This window comes from Lacinutrix sp. MEBiC02595, assembly GCF_053601555.1.
In genome coordinates, this window is record NZ_JBSHNU010000222.1 from 199,385 (window position 1) to 218,023 (window position 18,639).

Annotated in this window: 19 protein-coding genes; 9 read left to right on the forward strand and 10 right to left on the reverse strand. The window is 32.3% G+C overall.

Going from position 1 to position 18,639, the window contains the following annotated elements; genetic code table 11:
* The first annotated feature begins 11 nt into the window (after window positions 1-11).
* The 4 genes from ACVCZW_RS10750 (at window position 12) to ACVCZW_RS10765 (ending at window position 2,074) form a co-directional block, all read left to right on the forward strand.
* Window positions 12-335, forward strand: a complete 324-nt coding sequence (locus tag ACVCZW_RS10750) for a hypothetical protein (protein WP_452232404.1) — start codon at window positions 12-14, stop codon at window positions 333-335.
* A gap of 67 nt (window positions 336-402) precedes the next feature.
* Entirely contained in the window at window positions 403-816 is a 414-nt protein-coding gene (locus ACVCZW_RS10755; protein WP_452232405.1) for a VOC family protein, read from the forward strand.
* A complete protein-coding gene (locus ACVCZW_RS10760) occupies window positions 816-1,592 on the forward strand; it encodes an RMD1 family protein (protein ID WP_452232406.1) in 777 nt (258 codons plus the stop codon). The genes ACVCZW_RS10755 and ACVCZW_RS10760 overlap by 1 nt, the downstream gene beginning before the upstream one ends.
* 140 nt (window positions 1,593-1,732) lie before the next feature.
* Window positions 1,733-2,074: a hypothetical protein gene (locus ACVCZW_RS10765; RefSeq protein WP_452232407.1), complete on the forward strand. Its 342-nt coding sequence runs from the start codon at window positions 1,733-1,735 to the stop codon at window positions 2,072-2,074.
* Window positions 2,075-2,129: 55 nt separating this feature from the next.
* On the opposite strand, the gene ACVCZW_RS10770 is transcribed toward ACVCZW_RS10765, so the two are convergent.
* Both ACVCZW_RS10770 and ACVCZW_RS10775 read right to left on the reverse strand, forming a co-directional pair.
* Window positions 2,130-2,951: an alpha/beta hydrolase gene (locus ACVCZW_RS10770; RefSeq protein ID WP_452232408.1), complete on the reverse strand. Its 822-nt coding sequence runs from the start codon at window positions 2,949-2,951 to the stop codon at window positions 2,130-2,132.
* On the reverse strand, window positions 2,941-4,356 hold the full coding sequence (locus tag ACVCZW_RS10775; protein WP_452232409.1) for a mannosyltransferase: 1,416 nt from the start codon (window positions 4,354-4,356) through the stop codon (window positions 2,941-2,943). Before ACVCZW_RS10775 ends, ACVCZW_RS10770 begins: the two co-directional genes overlap by 11 nt.
* Window positions 4,357-4,466: 110 nt before the next feature.
* On the opposite strand from ACVCZW_RS10775, the gene ACVCZW_RS10780 reads away from it, so the two are divergent.
* Window positions 4,467-4,610: a hypothetical protein gene (locus ACVCZW_RS10780; protein ID WP_452232410.1), complete on the forward strand. Its 144-nt coding sequence runs from the start codon at window positions 4,467-4,469 to the stop codon at window positions 4,608-4,610.
* 183 nt (window positions 4,611-4,793) lie between these two features.
* Here ACVCZW_RS10780 and ACVCZW_RS10785 read toward each other — a convergent pair whose 3' ends face one another.
* The 5 genes from ACVCZW_RS10785 to ACVCZW_RS10805 all read right to left on the reverse strand — a co-directional run bounded on the left by ACVCZW_RS10785 (window position 4,794) and on the right by ACVCZW_RS10805 (window position 10,971).
* Window positions 4,794-6,284: a cellulose synthase family protein gene (locus ACVCZW_RS10785; protein ID WP_452232411.1), complete on the reverse strand. Its 1,491-nt coding sequence runs from the start codon at window positions 6,282-6,284 to the stop codon at window positions 4,794-4,796.
* 87 nt (window positions 6,285-6,371) lie between these two features.
* Window positions 6,372-7,064, reverse strand: coding sequence for a glycosyltransferase family 2 protein (locus tag ACVCZW_RS10790; protein WP_452232412.1), 693 nt, complete (start codon window positions 7,062-7,064; stop codon window positions 6,372-6,374).
* Window positions 7,065-7,973, reverse strand: coding sequence for a toxin-antitoxin system YwqK family antitoxin (locus tag ACVCZW_RS10795; RefSeq protein ID WP_452232413.1), 909 nt, complete (start codon window positions 7,971-7,973; stop codon window positions 7,065-7,067). It abuts the gene before it with no gap.
* 38 nt (window positions 7,974-8,011) lie between these two features.
* Entirely contained in the window at window positions 8,012-9,652 is a 1,641-nt protein-coding gene (locus ACVCZW_RS10800; RefSeq protein ID WP_452232414.1) for a 4Fe-4S binding protein, read from the reverse strand.
* Between the two features lie 11 nt (window positions 9,653-9,663).
* Complete coding sequence (locus ACVCZW_RS10805; protein WP_452232415.1) at window positions 9,664-10,971, reverse strand: NAD(P)/FAD-dependent oxidoreductase; 1,308 nt, start codon at window positions 10,969-10,971, stop codon at window positions 9,664-9,666.
* 257 nt (window positions 10,972-11,228) lie between these two features.
* Between ACVCZW_RS10805 and ACVCZW_RS10810 the strand changes: the two genes are divergently transcribed.
* The 4 genes from ACVCZW_RS10810 to ACVCZW_RS10825 all read left to right on the forward strand — a co-directional run bounded on the left by ACVCZW_RS10810 (window position 11,229) and on the right by ACVCZW_RS10825 (window position 15,263).
* Complete coding sequence (locus ACVCZW_RS10810) at window positions 11,229-11,945, forward strand: DUF547 domain-containing protein (protein WP_452232416.1); 717 nt, start codon at window positions 11,229-11,231, stop codon at window positions 11,943-11,945.
* 39 nt (window positions 11,946-11,984) lie between these two features.
* A complete protein-coding gene (locus ACVCZW_RS10815) occupies window positions 11,985-12,905 on the forward strand; it encodes a hypothetical protein (protein ID WP_452232417.1) in 921 nt (306 codons plus the stop codon).
* A gap of 88 nt (window positions 12,906-12,993) precedes the next feature.
* On the forward strand, window positions 12,994-13,992 hold the full coding sequence (locus ACVCZW_RS10820; RefSeq protein WP_452232418.1) for a glycoside hydrolase family 113: 999 nt from the start codon (window positions 12,994-12,996) through the stop codon (window positions 13,990-13,992).
* A 5-nt stretch (window positions 13,993-13,997) separates the two neighbouring features.
* Window positions 13,998-15,263: a POTRA domain-containing protein gene (locus ACVCZW_RS10825; RefSeq protein WP_452232419.1), complete on the forward strand. Its 1,266-nt coding sequence runs from the start codon at window positions 13,998-14,000 to the stop codon at window positions 15,261-15,263.
* 109 nt (window positions 15,264-15,372) lie between these two features.
* On the opposite strand, the gene ACVCZW_RS10830 is transcribed toward ACVCZW_RS10825, so the two are convergent.
* The 3 genes from ACVCZW_RS10830 to ACVCZW_RS10840 all read right to left on the reverse strand — a co-directional run bounded on the left by ACVCZW_RS10830 (window position 15,373) and on the right by ACVCZW_RS10840 (window position 18,584).
* Window positions 15,373-16,887 carry a carboxypeptidase-like regulatory domain-containing protein gene (locus tag ACVCZW_RS10830; RefSeq protein ID WP_452232420.1) on the reverse strand — a complete coding sequence of 505 codons (1,515 nt, stop codon included), beginning with the start codon at window positions 16,885-16,887 and terminating at the stop codon, window positions 15,373-15,375.
* A 73-nt stretch (window positions 16,888-16,960) separates the two neighbouring features.
* Complete coding sequence (locus ACVCZW_RS10835) at window positions 16,961-17,722, reverse strand: TIGR04283 family arsenosugar biosynthesis glycosyltransferase (RefSeq protein WP_452232421.1); 762 nt, start codon at window positions 17,720-17,722, stop codon at window positions 16,961-16,963.
* Complete coding sequence (locus ACVCZW_RS10840; RefSeq protein ID WP_452229722.1) at window positions 17,715-18,584, reverse strand: DUF547 domain-containing protein; 870 nt, start codon at window positions 18,582-18,584, stop codon at window positions 17,715-17,717. Before ACVCZW_RS10840 ends, ACVCZW_RS10835 begins: the two co-directional genes overlap by 8 nt.
* Between the last annotated feature and the right edge of the window lie 55 nt (window positions 18,585-18,639).

Consider the following 18,639-nt stretch of genomic DNA (forward strand, 5'->3'; position numbering starts at 1 on the left):
ATACATTTTAAATGGCAAATAAAAGAGACAACCTAAAAAGAGTAATTGTAGATTTTAAAAAGCTAACACCAGAAATTTTAGCTTTATTAGTAGAAAGATATCCTGATGGTTATGATGATGACCAAGTAGTGTCTTTTAGAAATGCTAAAAATGAACTAATTGAAGCAATTGAAGTAACTACAGAAGACACCAAGTATTTGGTTAAAGTCAGTACAAAACTGGAAGTTACCATGGAGAATTATGACGAAGATGATTATGAAGATTTTGATGAAAGCGATCCAGAAGCTGTTCAAGATCCAGAATTATCAGATGAAGACACTGAAGATTTAGACTAAAAAACGAAATCGTATGCTTTTATTTTGTAACTTAATATAACTAAGTTATAACTTTAAAATCAAGTGTATGGAAACGTCATTTCACATGTCATTACCATGTTTAAGTGTAACAAAAACGAAAGATTTTTACACGAAAAGTATTGGTGCTTCCTTAGGAAGAATGACTAAAAATTGGGTAGATATTAATTTGTTTAATCATCAGTTAACGTTTATTAAAGCCGAGAAGTTTCATTTCAATAGTCCTAATTATGTGTTTGAAGGTAAAATATTACCATCCTTTCACTTTGGTGTTATTGTAGATGTAGATACTTGGGCTAAAATTTACGAAAAACTAAAAGAACAAAAATTAGAAGTAGTTACACAGACTACTTTTTTAGAAAACAAACCAGGAGAGCATGTATCCTTTTTTGTAAAAGACCCAAATGATTATATGTTAGAATTTAAGAGTTTTAAAGACCAAAAACAAATGTTTATCTCATAATGTACAAAGTTGTTGCTTATCAAGTAGCAAACACTATCCAAATAAAAGCTAGTAAACAGCAATTGCAATGGCAGTTGCTGTTTCAAGATAGTGACGAGCTGTATTATAAAAGCTCAGAAAATAAATTTATCTATATTTTTCACTACGGAATGGTTAGTTTTTTTAATATGAATGCTACAGAAATAGCATCGGTATTAGAAGAAATAAAACCATTTTGTAATACCTATATTTCCGAAAAACTTTCCGAAGATATTCAAATAGAAGTCCGAGAGAATTTCTTAAAAGTAGAATATAATAACGTTATTTTACCAGAACTGAATGATGAAATGATTCGTTTAGTGATGTTAAATACTTCGCAATCTGTAGCATTAGATCGCTATGCAGATATTACCGAAGAATTACTTATTGAAACACATGAACATACCAAATACCTCGAGAATAAAGGGAAATTGGATATTTCAGGAAATAAGTTAAAACGTTTTATAGGAAGAGTATTGAACATTAAAAATAAGATTTCGGAGAATCTGTATATTTTTGATTCCCCCGAAAGTACTTGGGAAAATGAACAACTTAATAAGCTAAATCAGGAGCTTAAAATTTCTTTCGATTTAAAAGATAGATACCGATTAATTCATGACCGAATAGAAATTATTAAAGAGAATTTAGAGCTCTTTAAAGATATTATGGATCATAAAGAAAGTAGCAGATTAGAGTGGATCATTATTATTCTAATTGTTATTGAAGTAATAGATATGTTTATTTTAAAATTTAATTAATCCTAAAGCGAATTTGAAACGTATATAGAAGAAATACATTGTACTACCACTGTTTCCTAGGTTGAAATGGTTTAAGTAATTCGGACTTTAGGTAGAAATTTTTCCGATACATATTTCTAACTTTTAAATATTTATCAAAAATGAAAACAAAAATCACATTAGTACTTGCTGTTTTATGTATTGCTTTAACCAGTTTTACAACGATGAATCAAGATCGAATTACTGTAGATGGACAGTATGACGGAAACGATGCTTATGGCTATAATTTTATAGTTTTTAATGCCGATGACGAAGAAACTACGTTAACGCTTCATGAAGTAGAAGAAGATGTATTAGCCGATTATAATTTAGATACGGAAGATGTAATAGGATCTCATTTCCAAATTACCTATACGGTGTTAACAGAAACTGTTTTAGATGACAATGGTGAAGAGCAAGAGGAAGAAAAATTGACTATTGTAGCTTTAAAACCTATAAACTAAATTAAGTATTCCATTATAATAAAAAAAAGAGGCTATCTACAGATAGCCTCTTTTTTTATAGAATAATTTTTAATAAATCATAATATTCTTTGGTGATATGTAAGCCATTATGTCCAGCATCCGTAATGGGATGGATTGTGATATTTTCTGGTTGTAAAGCGTATAGTTTTTTGGTGTTTGTTTCTGGGTTTATTAAAAAATCACGCGTACCATAACATATATGTATTGGGCACTTTACTTCTTGTACAAATTGATAGGAAGGAATATCATACCGAATTAAAAATTGAGGCACTGGAGGCGCAATCTCTTCCGCAATTAGTGTTTTCCAAGAGTAATAAGGTGCGTTTAAAATGAGCATTTTAGGATTGTTTTTAGATGCTACATAACTAGCTATTCCTGTGCCTAAAGAAAAACCTAAAACGGTAATCTTGTCTTCGCTATAGCGGGTTTTAGTATAATCGTAAACTTTTTGCGCATCACTAAAAAGCTCATCGCTATTACGGTAATGACCATCACTTTTACCATAGTTTCTATAATCTACAAAAAGCACATCATAATCGTTTTCTAAAAATAAATGTGCGCGTTTTCCCCAATCATGAATCGCTCCGGCATTACCATGAAAGTATAAAATAACACCTTTAGGTGCTTCGGCTTTAAAAAGGACAGCGTTTAAAAAAACATCTTTTTCTACTTCGATATTTACTTCTTCAAAAGGTTCTTTAAACTGAAAAACATAATCTTTCTCTAAGTGTTTCGGATTAAAAAAGAAGCGTTCCTGTTTGAAATATAAAAACACCAACGAGAAAAGATACAACAGTATTAGCGCTACAACAGTTCTTTTTAAGCGTCTTAATATTTTTTTAAAATTAATTTTCAATAGATTTTCTTTTTATGAGCTCATACAAAAATACACTAAAAACAATAAGATACTCCAATGCAATAATATATAGGTTTTCTGACTTGTCTGCTTTGTCAATTTGTATGTATGCCAAGTAGCTTAGAATGATAGCAAAACTCCAAACTAAAGGGAATTTGTAAGTCGTAAATACAGATAGAATTAATAAGGTTGCTATATACCAAGGATGTATGGTTGTGCTTAGAAATAAGTAAAAAGCAAATGCAAATAGCATCGATTGTAAGAGTTGTTTTGTGCTTGTATTCTTTTTGAAAAATGCCAAGAATAAAATAAACAAGAGTACTAAAACAGGAAGGGTTTTACCAATAATTGCAATTTCGTTATAGCCTCTAAACCAATAACCGATTTCTCTAGCAATGTAGTAAACACTGGCATTAAACTCGAAATTCTGAAACCATAAACCAACTGTTTGTGCATAATTGTTTATAAATTCGGAAGAATAAAAAGGAAGAAATAATAGTAGCGTTACCATGCCTATTATTGCATAAAATGATATAAGCTTTGTCATACTTAGTGCAGTCGAAGTATTTTTGTTTTCTAAAGATTGCTTCGTTGTGCCTGCAAGGACGTTTCCTTTCTTGAAATATTTAAATAATAAAGGCAAAAATAGCAACGGAATTAATTTCACCGAAATCGAACAAGCAAAAACTACAGCAGCTTGTTTCCATTTATTAATATGTAATAGGTATAAACTCCAAACTAGAAAGAAAATCATAACCCCTTCAAAGTGTAAATTTCCTGTAAGTTCTATAATTATAAAAGGATTTAAAATGTACCAAAAAATATTTTCTACAGGTAGATTTAGTTTTTCGAGAAGCTTTTTTCCGAAGTATAGCGTTCCAAAATCAGCCGCAATAATTAGTAGCCTTAAAACCATAGCTGCACCTAAAATACTTTTCCCACCAAATATTCCTGCAATCACAAAGCAGAGTTGGTTTATTGGTGGGTAGTTTGTGAAGTGGCTTCCGTTGAGGGTTCCCATTCCAGCATATAATGCTTCCGCTTGATGGACTGGTAATTCGTTATATGTTAAAAAAGATTCAGGTGTGTATAAATACGGATTAAAGCCTTCCAAAATCATGCGTCCGTCCCAAATAAAGCGATAAAAGTCTTGCGACAGATTAGGAATGGCAAGAATAAATACGGCCCGAAATATAAAGGCAATCCAAGCTAAAAATTTAAAATTGTTTCTGTGGATACGAACCAATTTATAAAACAGGATAAACAATACAACATACAGTGTAATTAGCTTTATGTAATCTGTTCTTACTAAATTATAGGCAAAAGAAAAGTAGAATAATATACATGCTAATACCAATAAAATGGAAGGTTTTTTGAGTTTTAAAAAAAAGGTATTGTAAAGCATGGCTCAAATATAAATATTATTTGTTTGTCGGCTTTAAAGGTTTGAAATTACTATTGGATTTAAAAATATACGGGTTCGTTTTTTTCTTTTTAAATGTTTTTACGACAAACATGGCTTTGTTTTTAGAAAATGCAGCGTATCGAAATTCTATTTATACGAAACAATTTCCAACTGGTTCTTGGCTTGGTGTTAAAGAATTGGCAGTGCCAGAATTCATGATTGAAATCGAACTAGAAGTGCATAAAACGGAGTAATGAACTGCGTTAGCGATTGATGCGGCATCCTTTTTTGGCGTCTGTTCGAGTGCATTTGTGAAGCATGAGCAAATTGGTATCGAGAACAAGGGAAAAAAGATATAGCGGAAAGCGCGACTTTTTATGATCCTGCAAGGTTTTGGAAACCTGGCAGGATTATAAAAAGAAACGCCCAAATTATAACTAGGCTTTAGAGGTTAAAGATTTTAAAAATACAAATCCGAAACCTAAGAAAAGCATCAGATGAAAAGGGAATAATCCAAAATCACCACCTTGATCACCAACTACAAAAGCGCTGTATAGACCAAAGGCAAAATAGAGCATAAGCATACCTTCAATAATTACGTGAGCAGAAATATTTTTCTTTAAGTATTTATTGCCTTTCCAACTATCTGTTACGCTATTTATATTAAACTTTGGTGTACGTATGAAATCACTTCGTTTACCCAAATGACCTTCTAAAACGGCAATCGAATTATGTAGTGAAAAGCCCATTGCTATAGAGAAAAAGGTGAAAAATAATACAATGTATTGCAGGAAATTTTTCGCACCACTTCCGTAGGTTTTCTTGTACATATACCAGTAGCAAATAAAGAAAATAAGCGTACTAATAACAAAGAAACTCATGACATAAAAGTACGGTTTTAAGTGCGCGTATTCGTTTTTAATGTAAAGCATTGGAATGCTTAATATAGCAACAATAAGTACGTTTAAAAACATGGTAGAGTTAAGTAAATGCAGTAAACCGTGTACTTTTGTTTTAGTAGAAATGTTTTTGCTTCTAACCACTTTAAGCATCATTTTTCTGAAGTTTTCTGCGCCACCTTTGTTCCATCGAAACTGTTGCGAGCGTGCAGCACTAATTACTACAGGTAATTCTGCAGGAGTTTCTACATCTTCTAAGTATTTAAATTTCCAGTTTTTTAATTGTGCTCTGTAGCTTAAATCTAAATCTTCGGTTAGTGTGTCACCTTCCCAATTTCCTGCATCTAGAATACATGTTTTTCGCCAAACGCCTGCGGTACCATTAAAATTGATAAAGTGCCCTTTGCTATTTCTACCAACTTGCTCTAAGGTGAAATGCGCATCTAAAGCAAAAGCTTGAATTTTTGTTAGCGTAGAATAGTTTCTATTAATATGTGCCCAACGGGTTTGTACCACACCAATTTGTTTGTCTTTAAAATATGGAATGGTTTGTTTTAGCCAGTTTTTATTTGGGAGAAAATCGGCATCAAAAATAACGATGAATTCTCCTTTAGCCATTTTTAAACCTTCCTTTAACGCACCAGCTTTAAAACCTTGTCTATTGGTTCTACAAATATGTTTAATGTCTAATCCTTGTGCTTTTAGTTTTTCAATTTGCAATGCGGTAGTTTCTACGGTTTCGTCTGTAGAATCGTCTAGTACTTGAATTTCTAATTTGTCTTTTGGGTATTCTATTTTTGCAATATTGTCCAGCAAACGTTCCATAACATACAACTCGTTGTACACTGGAAGTTGTATGGTTACTAATGGGGTTTCATCTGCGTTTTTTAAATTGAATTTTGGCGAATGATCTTCCTTTTTTTGTGCAGCAATATAATTAAACAGCAAGTTTAATTGTGCCAGAGCATAAAAGAAAATCAGCAATAATGCAGTGGAATATATAATGATAATTGTGGTTTCTAAAATCATTTCATATGCTGATTTTAATTGTTTTATTAATGGTCATGTGTAATTCGCTATTAAAATTTATTATAGTATTAGGAGATTGTTTTATGCTCATTTCTTAAAGCTGTATTTAAAGATCCATCCAAGGATTTTAATTCCTGCAAAAACGCTTCCTTTTACAGTTCCTGAAACTTTAGAAACACCAATTCGGTTTCTGTAGTTTACAGGTATTTCTAGGTATGTTAATTTTTGTTTTAAAGCTTTTAATTGCATTTCTACAGTCCAACCATAGGTTTTGTCTTCCATGTTTAAGTTTAAAAGCGTATCGTATTTAATAGCTCTAAATGGTCCTAGATCTGTAAATTTTGCTCCAAAAAACAGTTTCATTAAAAAGGTTGCTAACCAGTTTCCAAAAACTTGTTGTGGTGTCATAGAACCTAATTCACGAAGAGCTTTTACTCTTGCTCCAACCACAAAATCAATATCATCTTCTATAATTGGTGCTACTATTTTGGTTAACTCTTCTGGGTAATCGCTATAATCGCCATCTAGAAAAACAATAATATCTGGTTTACTTTCTAGTTTTGAAATGTAGTCCATTCCTTTTAAGCAGGCATAACCATAGCCTTTTCTGTTTTCTTTTAAAACGGTTGCTCCGGCATTTTTTGCATTTGCCTCTGTGGCATCTGTGGAGTTATTACTAATAACAATTACTTCATCTACCATTTTAGGAATGTCATGAATAACATTCGCAATAGAGTCTTGTTCGTTATAAGCAGGTATTATTACTTTTATTTTGGGCATTTACTTAAGATCACTTAATTTATTTTCTCTTTTAAAAGCGGCCAAATCGGTCCACGTTTTAATCTTTTTTCCTTCTGAAAATTTACTGGCGGAAACTAGCTTTTCGTTTTTATACATCAAGCAATAGCCGTTTTTCTGATTGTCTTTTAATTGACATTTATGATTTACATTTCCTTTACTATCATAAAACAACCACCAATCTGATTTTTTACCGTTAATAAAATGGCCTTCTTTTTCTTTCGTGCCATTGTTTTTATAAAATGTCCAGTATTTGGTTTCTAGTCCAGATTTGTAATCCCCCGTTTTTTCTTGTTTTCCGTTATCGAAATAAAACGTCCAAAAACCATCTTCTTGTCCGTTTTTAAAAAGACCTTCCGATTGGAGGTTACCGTTATTGTGATAGTTTTTCCAATATGCTATTGGTTTTCCGTTTGCAAAGTTACCTTCTTTTTTTAGGATACCATTAAAATGATAGAATTTCCAATAATTATTAAAAAGGCCTTTGCTGTAATTGCCTTTGCGCATTAGGTTTCCATTGGTATGATAGCTTTGCCAACAACCAGTTTCTAATCCGTTTTCATAATTACCAAACTTATTTCGCGTCTTATCTGGATAGAAGTAGGTCCAAAAACCAGATCGTTTTCCGTTTAAAAAATGACCTTTGGCTTCTAGGTTTTTATTTTCGTAATAAAACGTCCAAAAGCCATCTTCTAAATCTTTATTAAAGACGCCTGCTTTTTCTATGTTTCCGTTTAGATGATAGAATTTCCAGTATTCGGTTTTAAGGTTGTTTTCTGTCCAACCTTTCGCTTTTATTGAACCATTCTTATAATATGTTTTGGAGTACGTTTTTTCCGCGAGTGCGTTACAACTTACAAGCAATATTAATAAGTATAGTATTTTTTTCATGGAAAAGTTAAATTCGGATCCCGTGTAAATACAAGAACTTAATTTTTATTTAATAAGTCCATAAGGTCTACATCGTTACCTAATAACACTTCAGTCGGATTAATTCTTCCATCCATACTATCATTCTCTAATTTTAATACACCTCTTGGGCAAACCGCGCTACAAACACCGCAACCAACACAACTGGAGCGTACAATATTTTCTCCTTTTTGCGCATAAGCACGAACATCGATCCCCATTTCACAGCTATTAGAACAATTCCCGCATGAGATACATTGTCCGCCATTGGTTGTAATTCTAAATCTTGAGAATAAACGTTGTTGTATTCCCATAATAGTTGCCATTGGACAACCCATTCTACACCAAGTTCTGTTTCCTAAAATAGGATAGAATCCAGTACCGATAACTCCGGAGAATATAGAGCCAATTCCGAAACCATAAAAGCTTCTTAATGCGCTATCAAAATTATAGGTGTTTTGGTTTAAACCGAAAGAGAAATAACTGGCATTAATTTTTATCTGACTTAAGTCGAAGAAAGAAAAGAATACCAAGAAAGCAATCGTTAAAATATAAAAACCAATGGCACCTTTAAAGGCACTTTTATTTAATTCTTCTCTTTTAAAATAAAGGATTCCTGCTAATAATACGGTTAAGAATACGCCAATACTGATTAGAAATACATTTTTTGTAAACCAGTATTTTTCGGAATCATAACCTAAATATGTGGATATTACGGCCACTGTTGTTACTACGGAAAATACAAGGACACCATTAATCATCCATCTTTCCAGTTTCCATGCTTTCGTACCTTTATCACTTAGGTGTCTAAAAGCATCTCCTGCAGTTTCTGCTAAACCACCACAACCACAAACCCAAGAACAATACCAACGTTTACCGTATTTGTAGGTTAAGAAAGGTGAAATAACAAAAATCATTACTACCCCTAAAATTAAGAAAAACATTCCTACGGTTTGTGCATTTATAAATTGATCTACGCGCCATTGATCAAAAGCATAGTAGTTTAAAGGCCACATGTTTTTAAGATCATTATATGGCAAGGAGAAATCGTCTGAATTTAATCGCGCCATTAATTCTGGAATCACAAAGGCAAATGCCGTTTGAAAAAACATAACCGATGCGGTACGCAATTGTTGGTAGCGGTTGTGTCTATATTTTAACATGAACTTATATCCGAAAGCTAAAATAGCGACGGTGTATAAGGTTCCATATACAAACCATTGGCTAGCATTATTACCGCTTAAAAGATTGCTTAACGGATCGAAAAGAGCTACTAAGCCAGTATTTGCTGCGCCATCCACTCCTAGTCCTAAATAGGTAGGAAAGAAATAAAGTACAATATAAAATGCCGTTAAAATAATACCTAATGCCCAACCTAAAACGCCTCTTGAGGATAACGATTTAAACCAAACACCATCATTTTTTATACCTTCTAATTTGGTAAGGTATGCTTCTCTAGAATATATAATGGTGCCGCCAATAACCAAACCTAAGGATATGGCTAAGAAAACGGCTCTATTAGGAAAGTCTACATTAAATATAGCGAGTACTAGTATAAATAACCCGACCAAGCCAGTTGCTAAAGCTATTTTTTGTTTGGTAGTTATGTTTAAAGCATCTGGTGTTGCCAAAGACATACTGTGATCTATTTTATTGCTCATTTATTTTAGGGTTATACTGTTTGTAGTTGGTTATTGTAAGCAGCTAGAATGTCTTTTTCAAAATGCTTGTAAAATTCTGGATCGAAATTCGCTTTAGGTAGATTTTTTATTACATAATCTACATCGCGTTTTTCGGTTAGCCAACGATCAAATATTTCGTGACGCATTCTTATCCCGAAAGTATTAATTCCTAAAAAGGTATTTGTTTCGTTATGGTAAGCTACGGTAATACATTTGGTGTCATCTTCGTGTATCCAGTGAAAATGTTTTTCATATTCTGGACGACCGCGATCTGCAAATACCCAACCATAAGTTTGGTATTCAATATCTAAGAATTTAGCAGAATTAAACCAATGGCCTGGTTTATACTCCATCGTGTTTCCACAAATGGTTTGCGCTAATACTTCTCCCATCATTCTGCCCGTATACCAAACTGCTTCAATAGGTCTGCGTTGTCCAATACCACCATCACGTTGCTCTGCGCAATCGCCAATAGCATAAACATCTGGTATGTTTGTTTCTAATTTTCTATTCACTAAAACACCTCTATTCGTTTCGATATCGGAAGATTTTATAAAATCAATATTTGGAGTAACACCAGCAGTTAAACCAACAACGTTACATGCTATTTCTTCTCCAGTTTCTGCGATGACAATCGATTTTACGTTTCCATTTTCGTCCGATTTTATTTCTTGTAAATTAGTGGATAAACGTAAATCGATATGGTGATTTTTAATATGTCTATTTATCATAGCACTTTCACCTTCTGGTAAAACACCATTCCAAAAACTATCTTCTCGTACTAAAAAAGTTACAGGAATACTTCTGGAGTTTAGCATTTCGGCTAATTCAATACCTATCAATCCGCCACCAACAATTACAGCGCGTTTACATACTTTGTTATTTGGTGCATTACGTTCTATACTATCTAAATCTTGTTTGCTATATAAACCTTGTGCTCCTTCTAGATCTTGCCCTGGCCAGCCAAACTTATTAGGTTTACTTCCAGTTGCAATTACTAAGGTGTCGTATTGTAAGCTATCACCTTCTGCAAATTGCAGTGTTTTAGAGGTTGTTTCTATAGATTTTACAAAGCCCTTTTTTAATTCGATGCGATTCTTTTTCCAAAACGAATTTTCATAAGGTTGTGTATGTTCAAACTTCATGTGTCCCATGTATATGTACATTAAAGCAGTACGTGAGAAAAAGTAATCGGTTTCGGCAGATACGATAGTTATTTTTTTATCCGAATTTTTTCGAATATGTCTGGCTACGGTTACGCCGGAAATGCCATTTCCTATAATAACTACATGTTCCATATTTTAGTTTGGTTTTTTAATTCTATTCTGATTAGGTCGTGATACAAGATAAAAACTTAATCGGTAGTAAGTATTTAGAATAGATATAAACTACGCAGACTTGTAAGGTTTTTTCAGGCAATGAGACGAGAAATTTTCTAATATTTTTTTGAAAGTTTTTACATGTATTATAGACTTAACCGAAAGTTATACCGATTTGGATGTGAATTTTATCTGAATTTTTTCGGAATAAAAGAAAAGAATTAAACCATATTAAAATGAAAAAAATAATAGTAATAGCATTAATTTTATTAGGCCATTTTTCCGCGAAAGCGCAAAACTTAGAAACCTTTTTTACACAAGCAGATGCCTTTTTTAAAGTAAATGTTGTAGACGGAAAAGTAGCTTACGATGCAATTAAAAAAGATACGAAATCTTTAGATGCAGTTTTAAAAATAGCAGAAGGAATAACCGTTTCTAAAACAGATGCTACAAATTACCAAGCCTTTTGGATAAACGCTTATAATTTATCGGTGATTAAAGGATTGGTAGATAATTATCCAACAAAATCTCCATTAGAGGATAGTGGTTTTTTCGATAAAACAATATATCATTTGGCAGGCAAGAAAGTAACCTTAAACACTATTGAAAACAAATTGCTACGCGCAGAATTTAAAGATCCTCGTTTTCATTTTGTATTAGTTTGTGGCGCTGTTGGTTGTCCGCCATTAATTAGTAAAGCATACTTGCCAAACACATTAGAAGCGCAATTACAAAAGCAAACCCAATTGGCTTTAAATGGGGATTATTTTATAAAAGTGAATGCGAAAAAGAAAAGTGTTTCTGGTTCTAAAATATTAGAATGGTATAAAGAAGATTTTATTGCGAATGGACAAACAGAAATAGAATATATAAATACCATTAGAACCGAAAAAATACCAACAGATTATAAGCTAACGTATTTTGAATACGATTGGAAAATAAACAAACAATAACACACGAATTAACTAACTAAGAATAAATAAAATTTAAAAATGAAAAAAGTAATTGTATTAGTAATAGCCTTGGTAATAAATTTTGTTGGGTTCGCACAGGAGGAAAAAGAGCCAACAAGGAGTAATGTTCAGGAATTTACACCAAGTAAATTATTAAACAAAGGACAATGGGATATTAAGTTTTTTAATAGTTTGTACACGCAAACCAAAAAAACAGGAGAAGGAACAGGGAAGTCTTTTGATGTGGATAGAGAGAATTTTTTCACCAATACGACAGAAATTTATACTGGAGTTAGTAAAAATGCAAGAATCAATGTTGGTTTGATTATTCAGGTAAGAGCCAATAATTATGGTGGTCAAGACGCTTTTAGTGTTTTCGATTTTGAAAACAATGGTGTAGATTCTAGAAGTGGTTTAACAACCATAGCACCTTCTATTAGAGTGCAGCCTTTTGCAAGTGTGCCTAACTTTTCTTTTACAAGTTCTGTGTATTTACCAGTTTTTAAAGACAAAGATGTTCCTGCATATTTAGATAAAAGAAGTACGTTTTGGGAAACAAAATTCTTCTATGATAAAACTTTTGGTGGTGGCGATTGGCAAATATTTACCGAGGCTGATTTCGGATTTAATTTTGGGGAATCTACTTCAGACGCTATTAAAAGCGGAGATGCTGTTAACATAGGAGAGCGTTTTGCGAATAACAGTTTATTTCTTCCAGTAAGTGCTTTTTTAAGTTATTTTCCGTCATCTAAATCGACCTTGTTTGTAAATGCGCAACAAGCATTTTTAATGGATTTAGGAAACGACTTTGAACAAAATTATACGCAATTAGGTTTTGGTGGTAAATACCAATTAACCAAAGTATTAAATTTGGAAGCTTCTTATGGTAAAATTGTAAGAGGAAATAATTTTCAAGGATTAGGAAGTACTTTCAGTTTAGGACTTAGAGCATTACTATAAAGAAAAGAACATTTTTAAAAGTGTATAGAAAAGGATCCCGCCGTATTAGCGGGATCTTTTTCTTATATTTCGTGAATAATTGAATAGAATGAAATACATCAAGCTTCTTTTTATTGCTGTAATCTGTACGTTACAATCCTGCTCATCACAAACAAAAATTAATGGTGTAAGTTTTGTAGCATCTAGAACGGCTGTAACCGAAGAACATGTAAATCCGGTAAAAGATATTAATGCCAATTTTGCTGCAGTAATGCCTTTTGGGTTTATTAGAGAACTGGAACATCCCGAAGTTGTTTACAATACGGAGAGACAATGGTATGGAGAAAGTAGAGTAGGCGCTGAACAGTATGCAAAAAGCTTAGAAGCAAAAGGCATCAAAATAATGATTAAACCGCAAATTTGGGTTTCTCGAGGACAATTTACGGGGTATATAAAAATGGAAACCGAAGCCGATTGGCAAATATTAGAAACTTCGTATTCTAGTTTTATTTTAGAGTATGCAAAATTAGCCCAAGAAATTAATGCCGATATCTTTTGTATTGGTACCGAATTAGAACAATTTGTAACCAACAGACCTGCATATTGGAGTGCTCTAATTGTAGAAATAAGAAAAGTGTACAAAGGAAAACTTACCTATGCCGCAAATTGGGATGAGTTTAAAAGAACTCCTTTTTGGAATGCATTAGATTATATTGGAGTAGATGCTTATTTTCCAATTAGTGCTAGTAAAACACCAACGGTTGCAGAATGTTTGGAAGGTTGGAAAACGCATAAGTCCGTGATAAAAGAGATTTCAGACAGACATAAAAAACCAATTTTATTTACAGAGTTTGGTTATAGAAGTGCCGATTACGCAGGAAAAGAACCTTGGGATTCTGAAAGAGGTTTGGATGTTGTAAATTTTGAAGCACAGAATAATACCACCAAAGCACTGTTCGATACCTTTTGGAAAGAAGATTGGTTTGCGGGAGGATTTATATGGAAATGGTTTCATGACCATGCCAATGTTGGTGGTGAAAAGGATAACCGGTTTACACCTCAGAATAAGCCTGTAGAAAAAATAATTAAAGCGTATTTTCAAGCCTAAAAAAGATGCTTCATAGAAAAATAGTTATACTAATTATTGCTTTTATATCTACTATTGCTGTGGGTCAGGATAAAATGATTTCGGACTTAAAAATTCAAGGAAACAAAAAGCTAAAAACGTCCCTAGTTAAAAAAATCTCTAAAGCCAAAGCAGGAAAAGTTTTAGATTCCACTATTTTAGAAGAAGATATTAAACGATTAAAACGTTTGCCAGCTGTTGCACATGCGTATTATCAAGTGTTTCTTTCGCATGATAATAGTTATAATGTGTTTTATAATATAGAAGAGAATTTTACCATTATTCCGTCGGTAAGTATTTATACCACAAATGATGACGAGTTTGCTTATCGTTTGGGTGTTTATGAGTTTAATGCATTAGGTCAGAATATTATTTTTGGCGGGTTTTATCAGAAAGATATCTTTAGTTCCTATGGTATAAATTTTAGAGCACCTTTCCTGTTTAGTAGAGCATTTGGTTTAGCAATCAATCATCAAAACTTAAATACGGAAGAACCGGTTTTCTTTGATGGAACTACTGCTAATTACAAGTACAAGAATAAATCGTATGAAGTTTTAGCATTGTATCAACCTAATTTTAAAAACCGCTTTGAAGTTGGTATAAATTATTTTCTAGAAGAATATAAATATATAAATGGCGCTACTAATCCTTCCGTGCCACAAGAATTGTCTATTAATAAAGTACTCTATAAAGGTATTTATGAATTTAATAGTCTAGATTATGATTACCAGTATGTATCCGGATTTAGAAGCTTGTTTAATTTTCAATATGTAACTGCAACTAGTCCAGATGGCTCTGATTTTGTAATTGGATGGAATGATTTACATTATTACAAAAGAGTAGGAAATAAAGGAAATTGGGCAAGTAGATTGCGCGTTGGTTTAGCAACTAATGATGAAACGCCATTTGCTCCTTTTTCTGTAGATAATAATGTCAATTTAAGAGGTGTTGGTAATACCATTGATAGAGGTACAGGAGCTATCGTTGTGAATACCGAATATAGACACACGCTATTAGATAAAGATTGGTTAGCCATTCAAGGGAATGCTTTTATAGATGCTGGTACTTGGCGAAATCCTGGTGGTGGTTTTGGCGATTTTGGGGAATCCAAAAATATTAGAGTATATCCTGGGTTTGGTTTTAGATTTATACATAAACGCATCTTTAATGCTATTTTTAGAATAGATTATGGCTTCGGAATTACTAAAGGTGAAACACAAGGTTTAGTTTTTGGTATTGGGCAATATTTTTAGCGGATATGCTTTATGTAATAGGCATATAAATCTTCCGCGGAAGCACCCAAAGCCTTCTTTATATAAATAGCCAAGAAGTGATATTGTAATTTCCAGATATTAACTTGAATTACTCGATACTTTTAAAATCTTTAATTGCTTGATTTGGTTCTATTACGTTATATCCTTTCCAGAAATCAGGATCGTAGTGTGGTAAATAAGTTGGCTTTATAGCTGCTTTTTCTTTAAAATTATTAAAAGTCTCTTTGGTAATATTATCGTTTTCAAAAACAACTAATTCTTTTTTGTTAATGTTTGTTATTTTTAAATTTATGTTTGCAGAAACCTCATTTTGTTTACGTCTTCCTTTTACATTTTTATTCTTTTCTATAATCCTTATTGGTCTTTTAATTCCAACATTCTCGCCATCCACAATTTCAAAATATTTTAATGCATATTTATCTGCTTTGTTTTTTTCGTAAATGATTATACCTCTTTGCAAGTAATGGTTTATTGATACTCCCAATAGACTAAAATCTCGAAGTGCTTTTGCGTTTTCATAATCTAAACGAATAATAGCGAAATCATCTGTATTAACATACATCGTGCCTTTATAATCTTCACCTCGTTTTGGTTTAAAAGCAATTTTATAAACAAAATTACCATTTAAAAAAGCATAGTCTAATAATTCAAATTCGTATCGATTTGACTTGTGAATGATGTTTAGGTTGGAGTCTTCATTTAAAAATCCTTTATTTTCTAAATTAGATATTGTTATTTTTCTGTACTTTAAAAAGTTTTCTTTACGCTCTTTTTCTTCCTTTTTTTTAGCCTCTAAATATGCTACAGATTCTTTGTCTTCTGGAGTTTCAAAAAGGGAAGAATCTATTTCTGTTTTTGTTCCAAACCAACCTGATTTTATTTTAAAATAAGAGTCTCTTTTTATATGTTTTCTTGCAATGGCATTAAACTTTTCTTCGAGTTTTTCTGAATCTATTTCATTGTTTTTATCGTATAATTCGGAAGCTTTTATTATATCTAATTTACTAATAGCATCTGTGTCATTATTTTTATAAAGTACTCCTAGGATTTCTGTGTAATTACTCGATTTTTTAGGTAATACTCGTAATATACTATCTATGAAATTTTGATTGAATTCTGGAATGGTTGTTTTTTCAATGACAACATTATTTTTTACAATATTCGAGTGGTATGATTGTCTGAAAAATAGTTTGCTTTTTTGTAGATCATGACTATAGTTTGTTGGTAAACTGTCTTTTATGTGGTCTATAATCTCATCCATGGAATAATTTTTATTGCTAATTAAAACCTCGTCTAAGTCAATAGATTTCGGACTTAAAGCAATAATACTATCTGTGACGCTTTGAATAGATAGTTGTTTCGTTTTATAACCTAAACAACTAATGAATAAGGAGTCTGTTTTAGTGAATTTTTTATGGATATTTAAATGAAAAACCCCAAAATCATTACTTATAACTCCGCTTGTGTTATTTAGCGAAATTGTTGCATAAGGTATTGGGTTTTGGGTTATAGAGTCTATTATTTTTGCTGCAATTAAATCTTGCGCATGAGAAAAGTTTATAATGCCAAAGAATAATAAAAGGCTGAAGTAGAGGTGTTTCATCTATATTTTTTTACGAATATATATATTGTGAATACCTAAACATTAATTTTAATTTAATCTTAAGTAAATTTTATTACTTTTTAACATTTATGTAATTGTTGTAATACGCATATAAATCTTCCGCACTTGCACCAAACCATTTCTTAATATAAATCATCCAAAAATGATATTGTAATTTCCAGACGCCATGTATTTCATATAGCCTTGCTGAGGTTTGAATCTTTGCATTAATGACTACAAATTCCTTCCTCGCGTAGAGCGCATTAATTAAAATATAGTCTTCGTAGATAGTGAAGGTCTCATTGTAACCACCAATTTCTTGGAATAATTTTTTGGTGATAAACTGACTTTGGTCGCCACCACGACAAGCTTTCCAATTAAATTTAGTAAACCAACTCGCTAAACCTAACCACCAATGATTACTTTTAAACTGAAGCCTAAAACAACCGGCAGGATTTCCTTTTTCAACTTCATTTAGTAGTAGTTGATCAAAGTTTTTCGGCGGAAAAGAGTCTGCATGTAAAAAGTATAAAAGATCTCCGGAAGCTGCTTTTGCTCCAAGATTCATTTGTTTAGCTCTTCCTTTTCCGGAATTAATTAGGTAGATGTTTGGTGGAGCGCAGTCGAAACCTATTGGAGTCCTTTCGGCTTCGCTCGAGGTGACAACAGCCCCAAAATTAGTAACGATTTTTTGCGAACCATCTGTACTTCCGCCATCCACTACAAGTATTTCTGCAATATTTTTGGGAGTACTATTTTCCAATAGATGTGCCAGCAGATTTTTAATGTTTTCTGCTTCATTTAACATTGGAATAATAATGGAAATTTTACTCATTCAAATCCCAGTTATAATCTTTATAGCTTTTTTTAGCGTTGGAAGAAATGTCTACTTCGGAATACGTATTTAAGAAATCAATAAGATCTCCATCTTGTTTAAAATCTTTTGAAAACCATTGAAAAATCTTCGAGATTTTAATTTTATCGGAAGCTATTTCATTTCTATTCGAATCTCCCAAAAATGCTTTGGTAGCATTGGTTAGTTGTTCCTCTAATTTGGAAGCGGTAAAGGCTTCGTTTTGTAATTTCGGACAAGAAAAAGAGGCGCAAACAATAGCGAAATGAATTCTAGGTTCATTCATTTTACGTAAAATTTCATGCTCAATTTCGTTTAGATTGTACCACTTTTCACCAAGTTTCCATAAGCGTTGGTCCCAAGGATCTTTAATGTCTTTGATGCTTTTTACAGGATAATTTCTAATAATTAAATCTACGGTTAATGCGTTGTAGGCGTTAATCCAATAGGCAAGTTTGTCTTGACTGTTCCAATTTTCTGTAGGCATATTCGCTGCCAAAGAATCGATGTAAGCACGTAATGCTGTTGGATTGTTTTTAAAATCTAGGTAGTTTACATTACCAGATTCCGTTACATTTTTTTGTAATAAAGTATGCCATGAGTGATGATTAAAAGCTTCAGGAGCATAATCGTCAATAGCATCTACCACTTCTATTTTAGGAGCTTGAGGTGGCTCTGGTATTTCTTTTTCTATAACTACTTCTGCGTCTGTTTTCGGTGATACATCCTCAGTTTCAATAGCACTAATTTCTTCTTTTTTTACTTCATTATTGGGTATTACTTGTTTGGTAGAAGAACAAGAGCTGATTAGAATTGCAAAAAGAATAATACTAAAGTATTTCATGTTATTTGTTTATTTCTTTGTCAATTCTTAGTACTTTCCCTTACATAAGAAGCTC

What these genes read in the sequence shown, in the direction of transcription:
- ACVCZW_RS10805 (WP_452232415.1), bottom strand. Translation starts at nt 10,971, where the DNA reads ATGGAACATGTAGTTATTATAGGAAATGGCATTTCCGGCGTAACCGTA.
- ACVCZW_RS10825 (WP_452232419.1), top strand. Translation starts at nt 13,998, where the DNA reads ATGCTTCATAGAAAAATAGTTATACTAATTATTGCTTTTATATCTACT.
- ACVCZW_RS10840 (WP_452229722.1), bottom strand. Translation starts at nt 18,584, where the DNA reads ATGAAATACTTTAGTATTATTCTTTTTGCAATTCTAATCAGCTCTTGT.
- ACVCZW_RS10765 (WP_452232407.1), top strand. Translation starts at nt 1,733, where the DNA reads ATGAAAACAAAAATCACATTAGTACTTGCTGTTTTATGTATTGCTTTA.
- ACVCZW_RS10775 (WP_452232409.1), bottom strand. Translation starts at nt 4,356, where the DNA reads ATGCTTTACAATACCTTTTTTTTAAAACTCAAAAAACCTTCCATTTTA.
- ACVCZW_RS10760 (WP_452232406.1), top strand. Translation starts at nt 816, where the DNA reads ATGTACAAAGTTGTTGCTTATCAAGTAGCAAACACTATCCAAATAAAA.
- ACVCZW_RS10800 (WP_452232414.1), bottom strand. Translation starts at nt 9,652, where the DNA reads ATGAGCAATAAAATAGATCACAGTATGTCTTTGGCAACACCAGATGCT.
- ACVCZW_RS10810 (WP_452232416.1), top strand. Translation starts at nt 11,229, where the DNA reads ATGAAAAAAATAATAGTAATAGCATTAATTTTATTAGGCCATTTTTCC.
- ACVCZW_RS10815 (WP_452232417.1), top strand. Translation starts at nt 11,985, where the DNA reads ATGAAAAAAGTAATTGTATTAGTAATAGCCTTGGTAATAAATTTTGTT.
- ACVCZW_RS10750 (WP_452232404.1), top strand. Translation starts at nt 12, where the DNA reads ATGGCAAATAAAAGAGACAACCTAAAAAGAGTAATTGTAGATTTTAAA.
- ACVCZW_RS10795 (WP_452232413.1), bottom strand. Translation starts at nt 7,973, where the DNA reads ATGAAAAAAATACTATACTTATTAATATTGCTTGTAAGTTGTAACGCA.
- ACVCZW_RS10780 (WP_452232410.1), top strand. Translation starts at nt 4,467, where the DNA reads ATGGCTTTGTTTTTAGAAAATGCAGCGTATCGAAATTCTATTTATACG.
- ACVCZW_RS10830 (WP_452232420.1), bottom strand. Translation starts at nt 16,887, where the DNA reads ATGAAACACCTCTACTTCAGCCTTTTATTATTCTTTGGCATTATAAAC.
- ACVCZW_RS10785 (WP_452232411.1), bottom strand. Translation starts at nt 6,284, where the DNA reads ATGATTTTAGAAACCACAATTATCATTATATATTCCACTGCATTATTG.
- ACVCZW_RS10820 (WP_452232418.1), top strand. Translation starts at nt 12,994, where the DNA reads ATGAAATACATCAAGCTTCTTTTTATTGCTGTAATCTGTACGTTACAA.
- ACVCZW_RS10835 (WP_452232421.1), bottom strand. Translation starts at nt 17,722, where the DNA reads ATGAGTAAAATTTCCATTATTATTCCAATGTTAAATGAAGCAGAAAAC.
- ACVCZW_RS10790 (WP_452232412.1), bottom strand. Translation starts at nt 7,064, where the DNA reads ATGCCCAAAATAAAAGTAATAATACCTGCTTATAACGAACAAGACTCT.
- ACVCZW_RS10755 (WP_452232405.1), top strand. Translation starts at nt 403, where the DNA reads ATGGAAACGTCATTTCACATGTCATTACCATGTTTAAGTGTAACAAAA.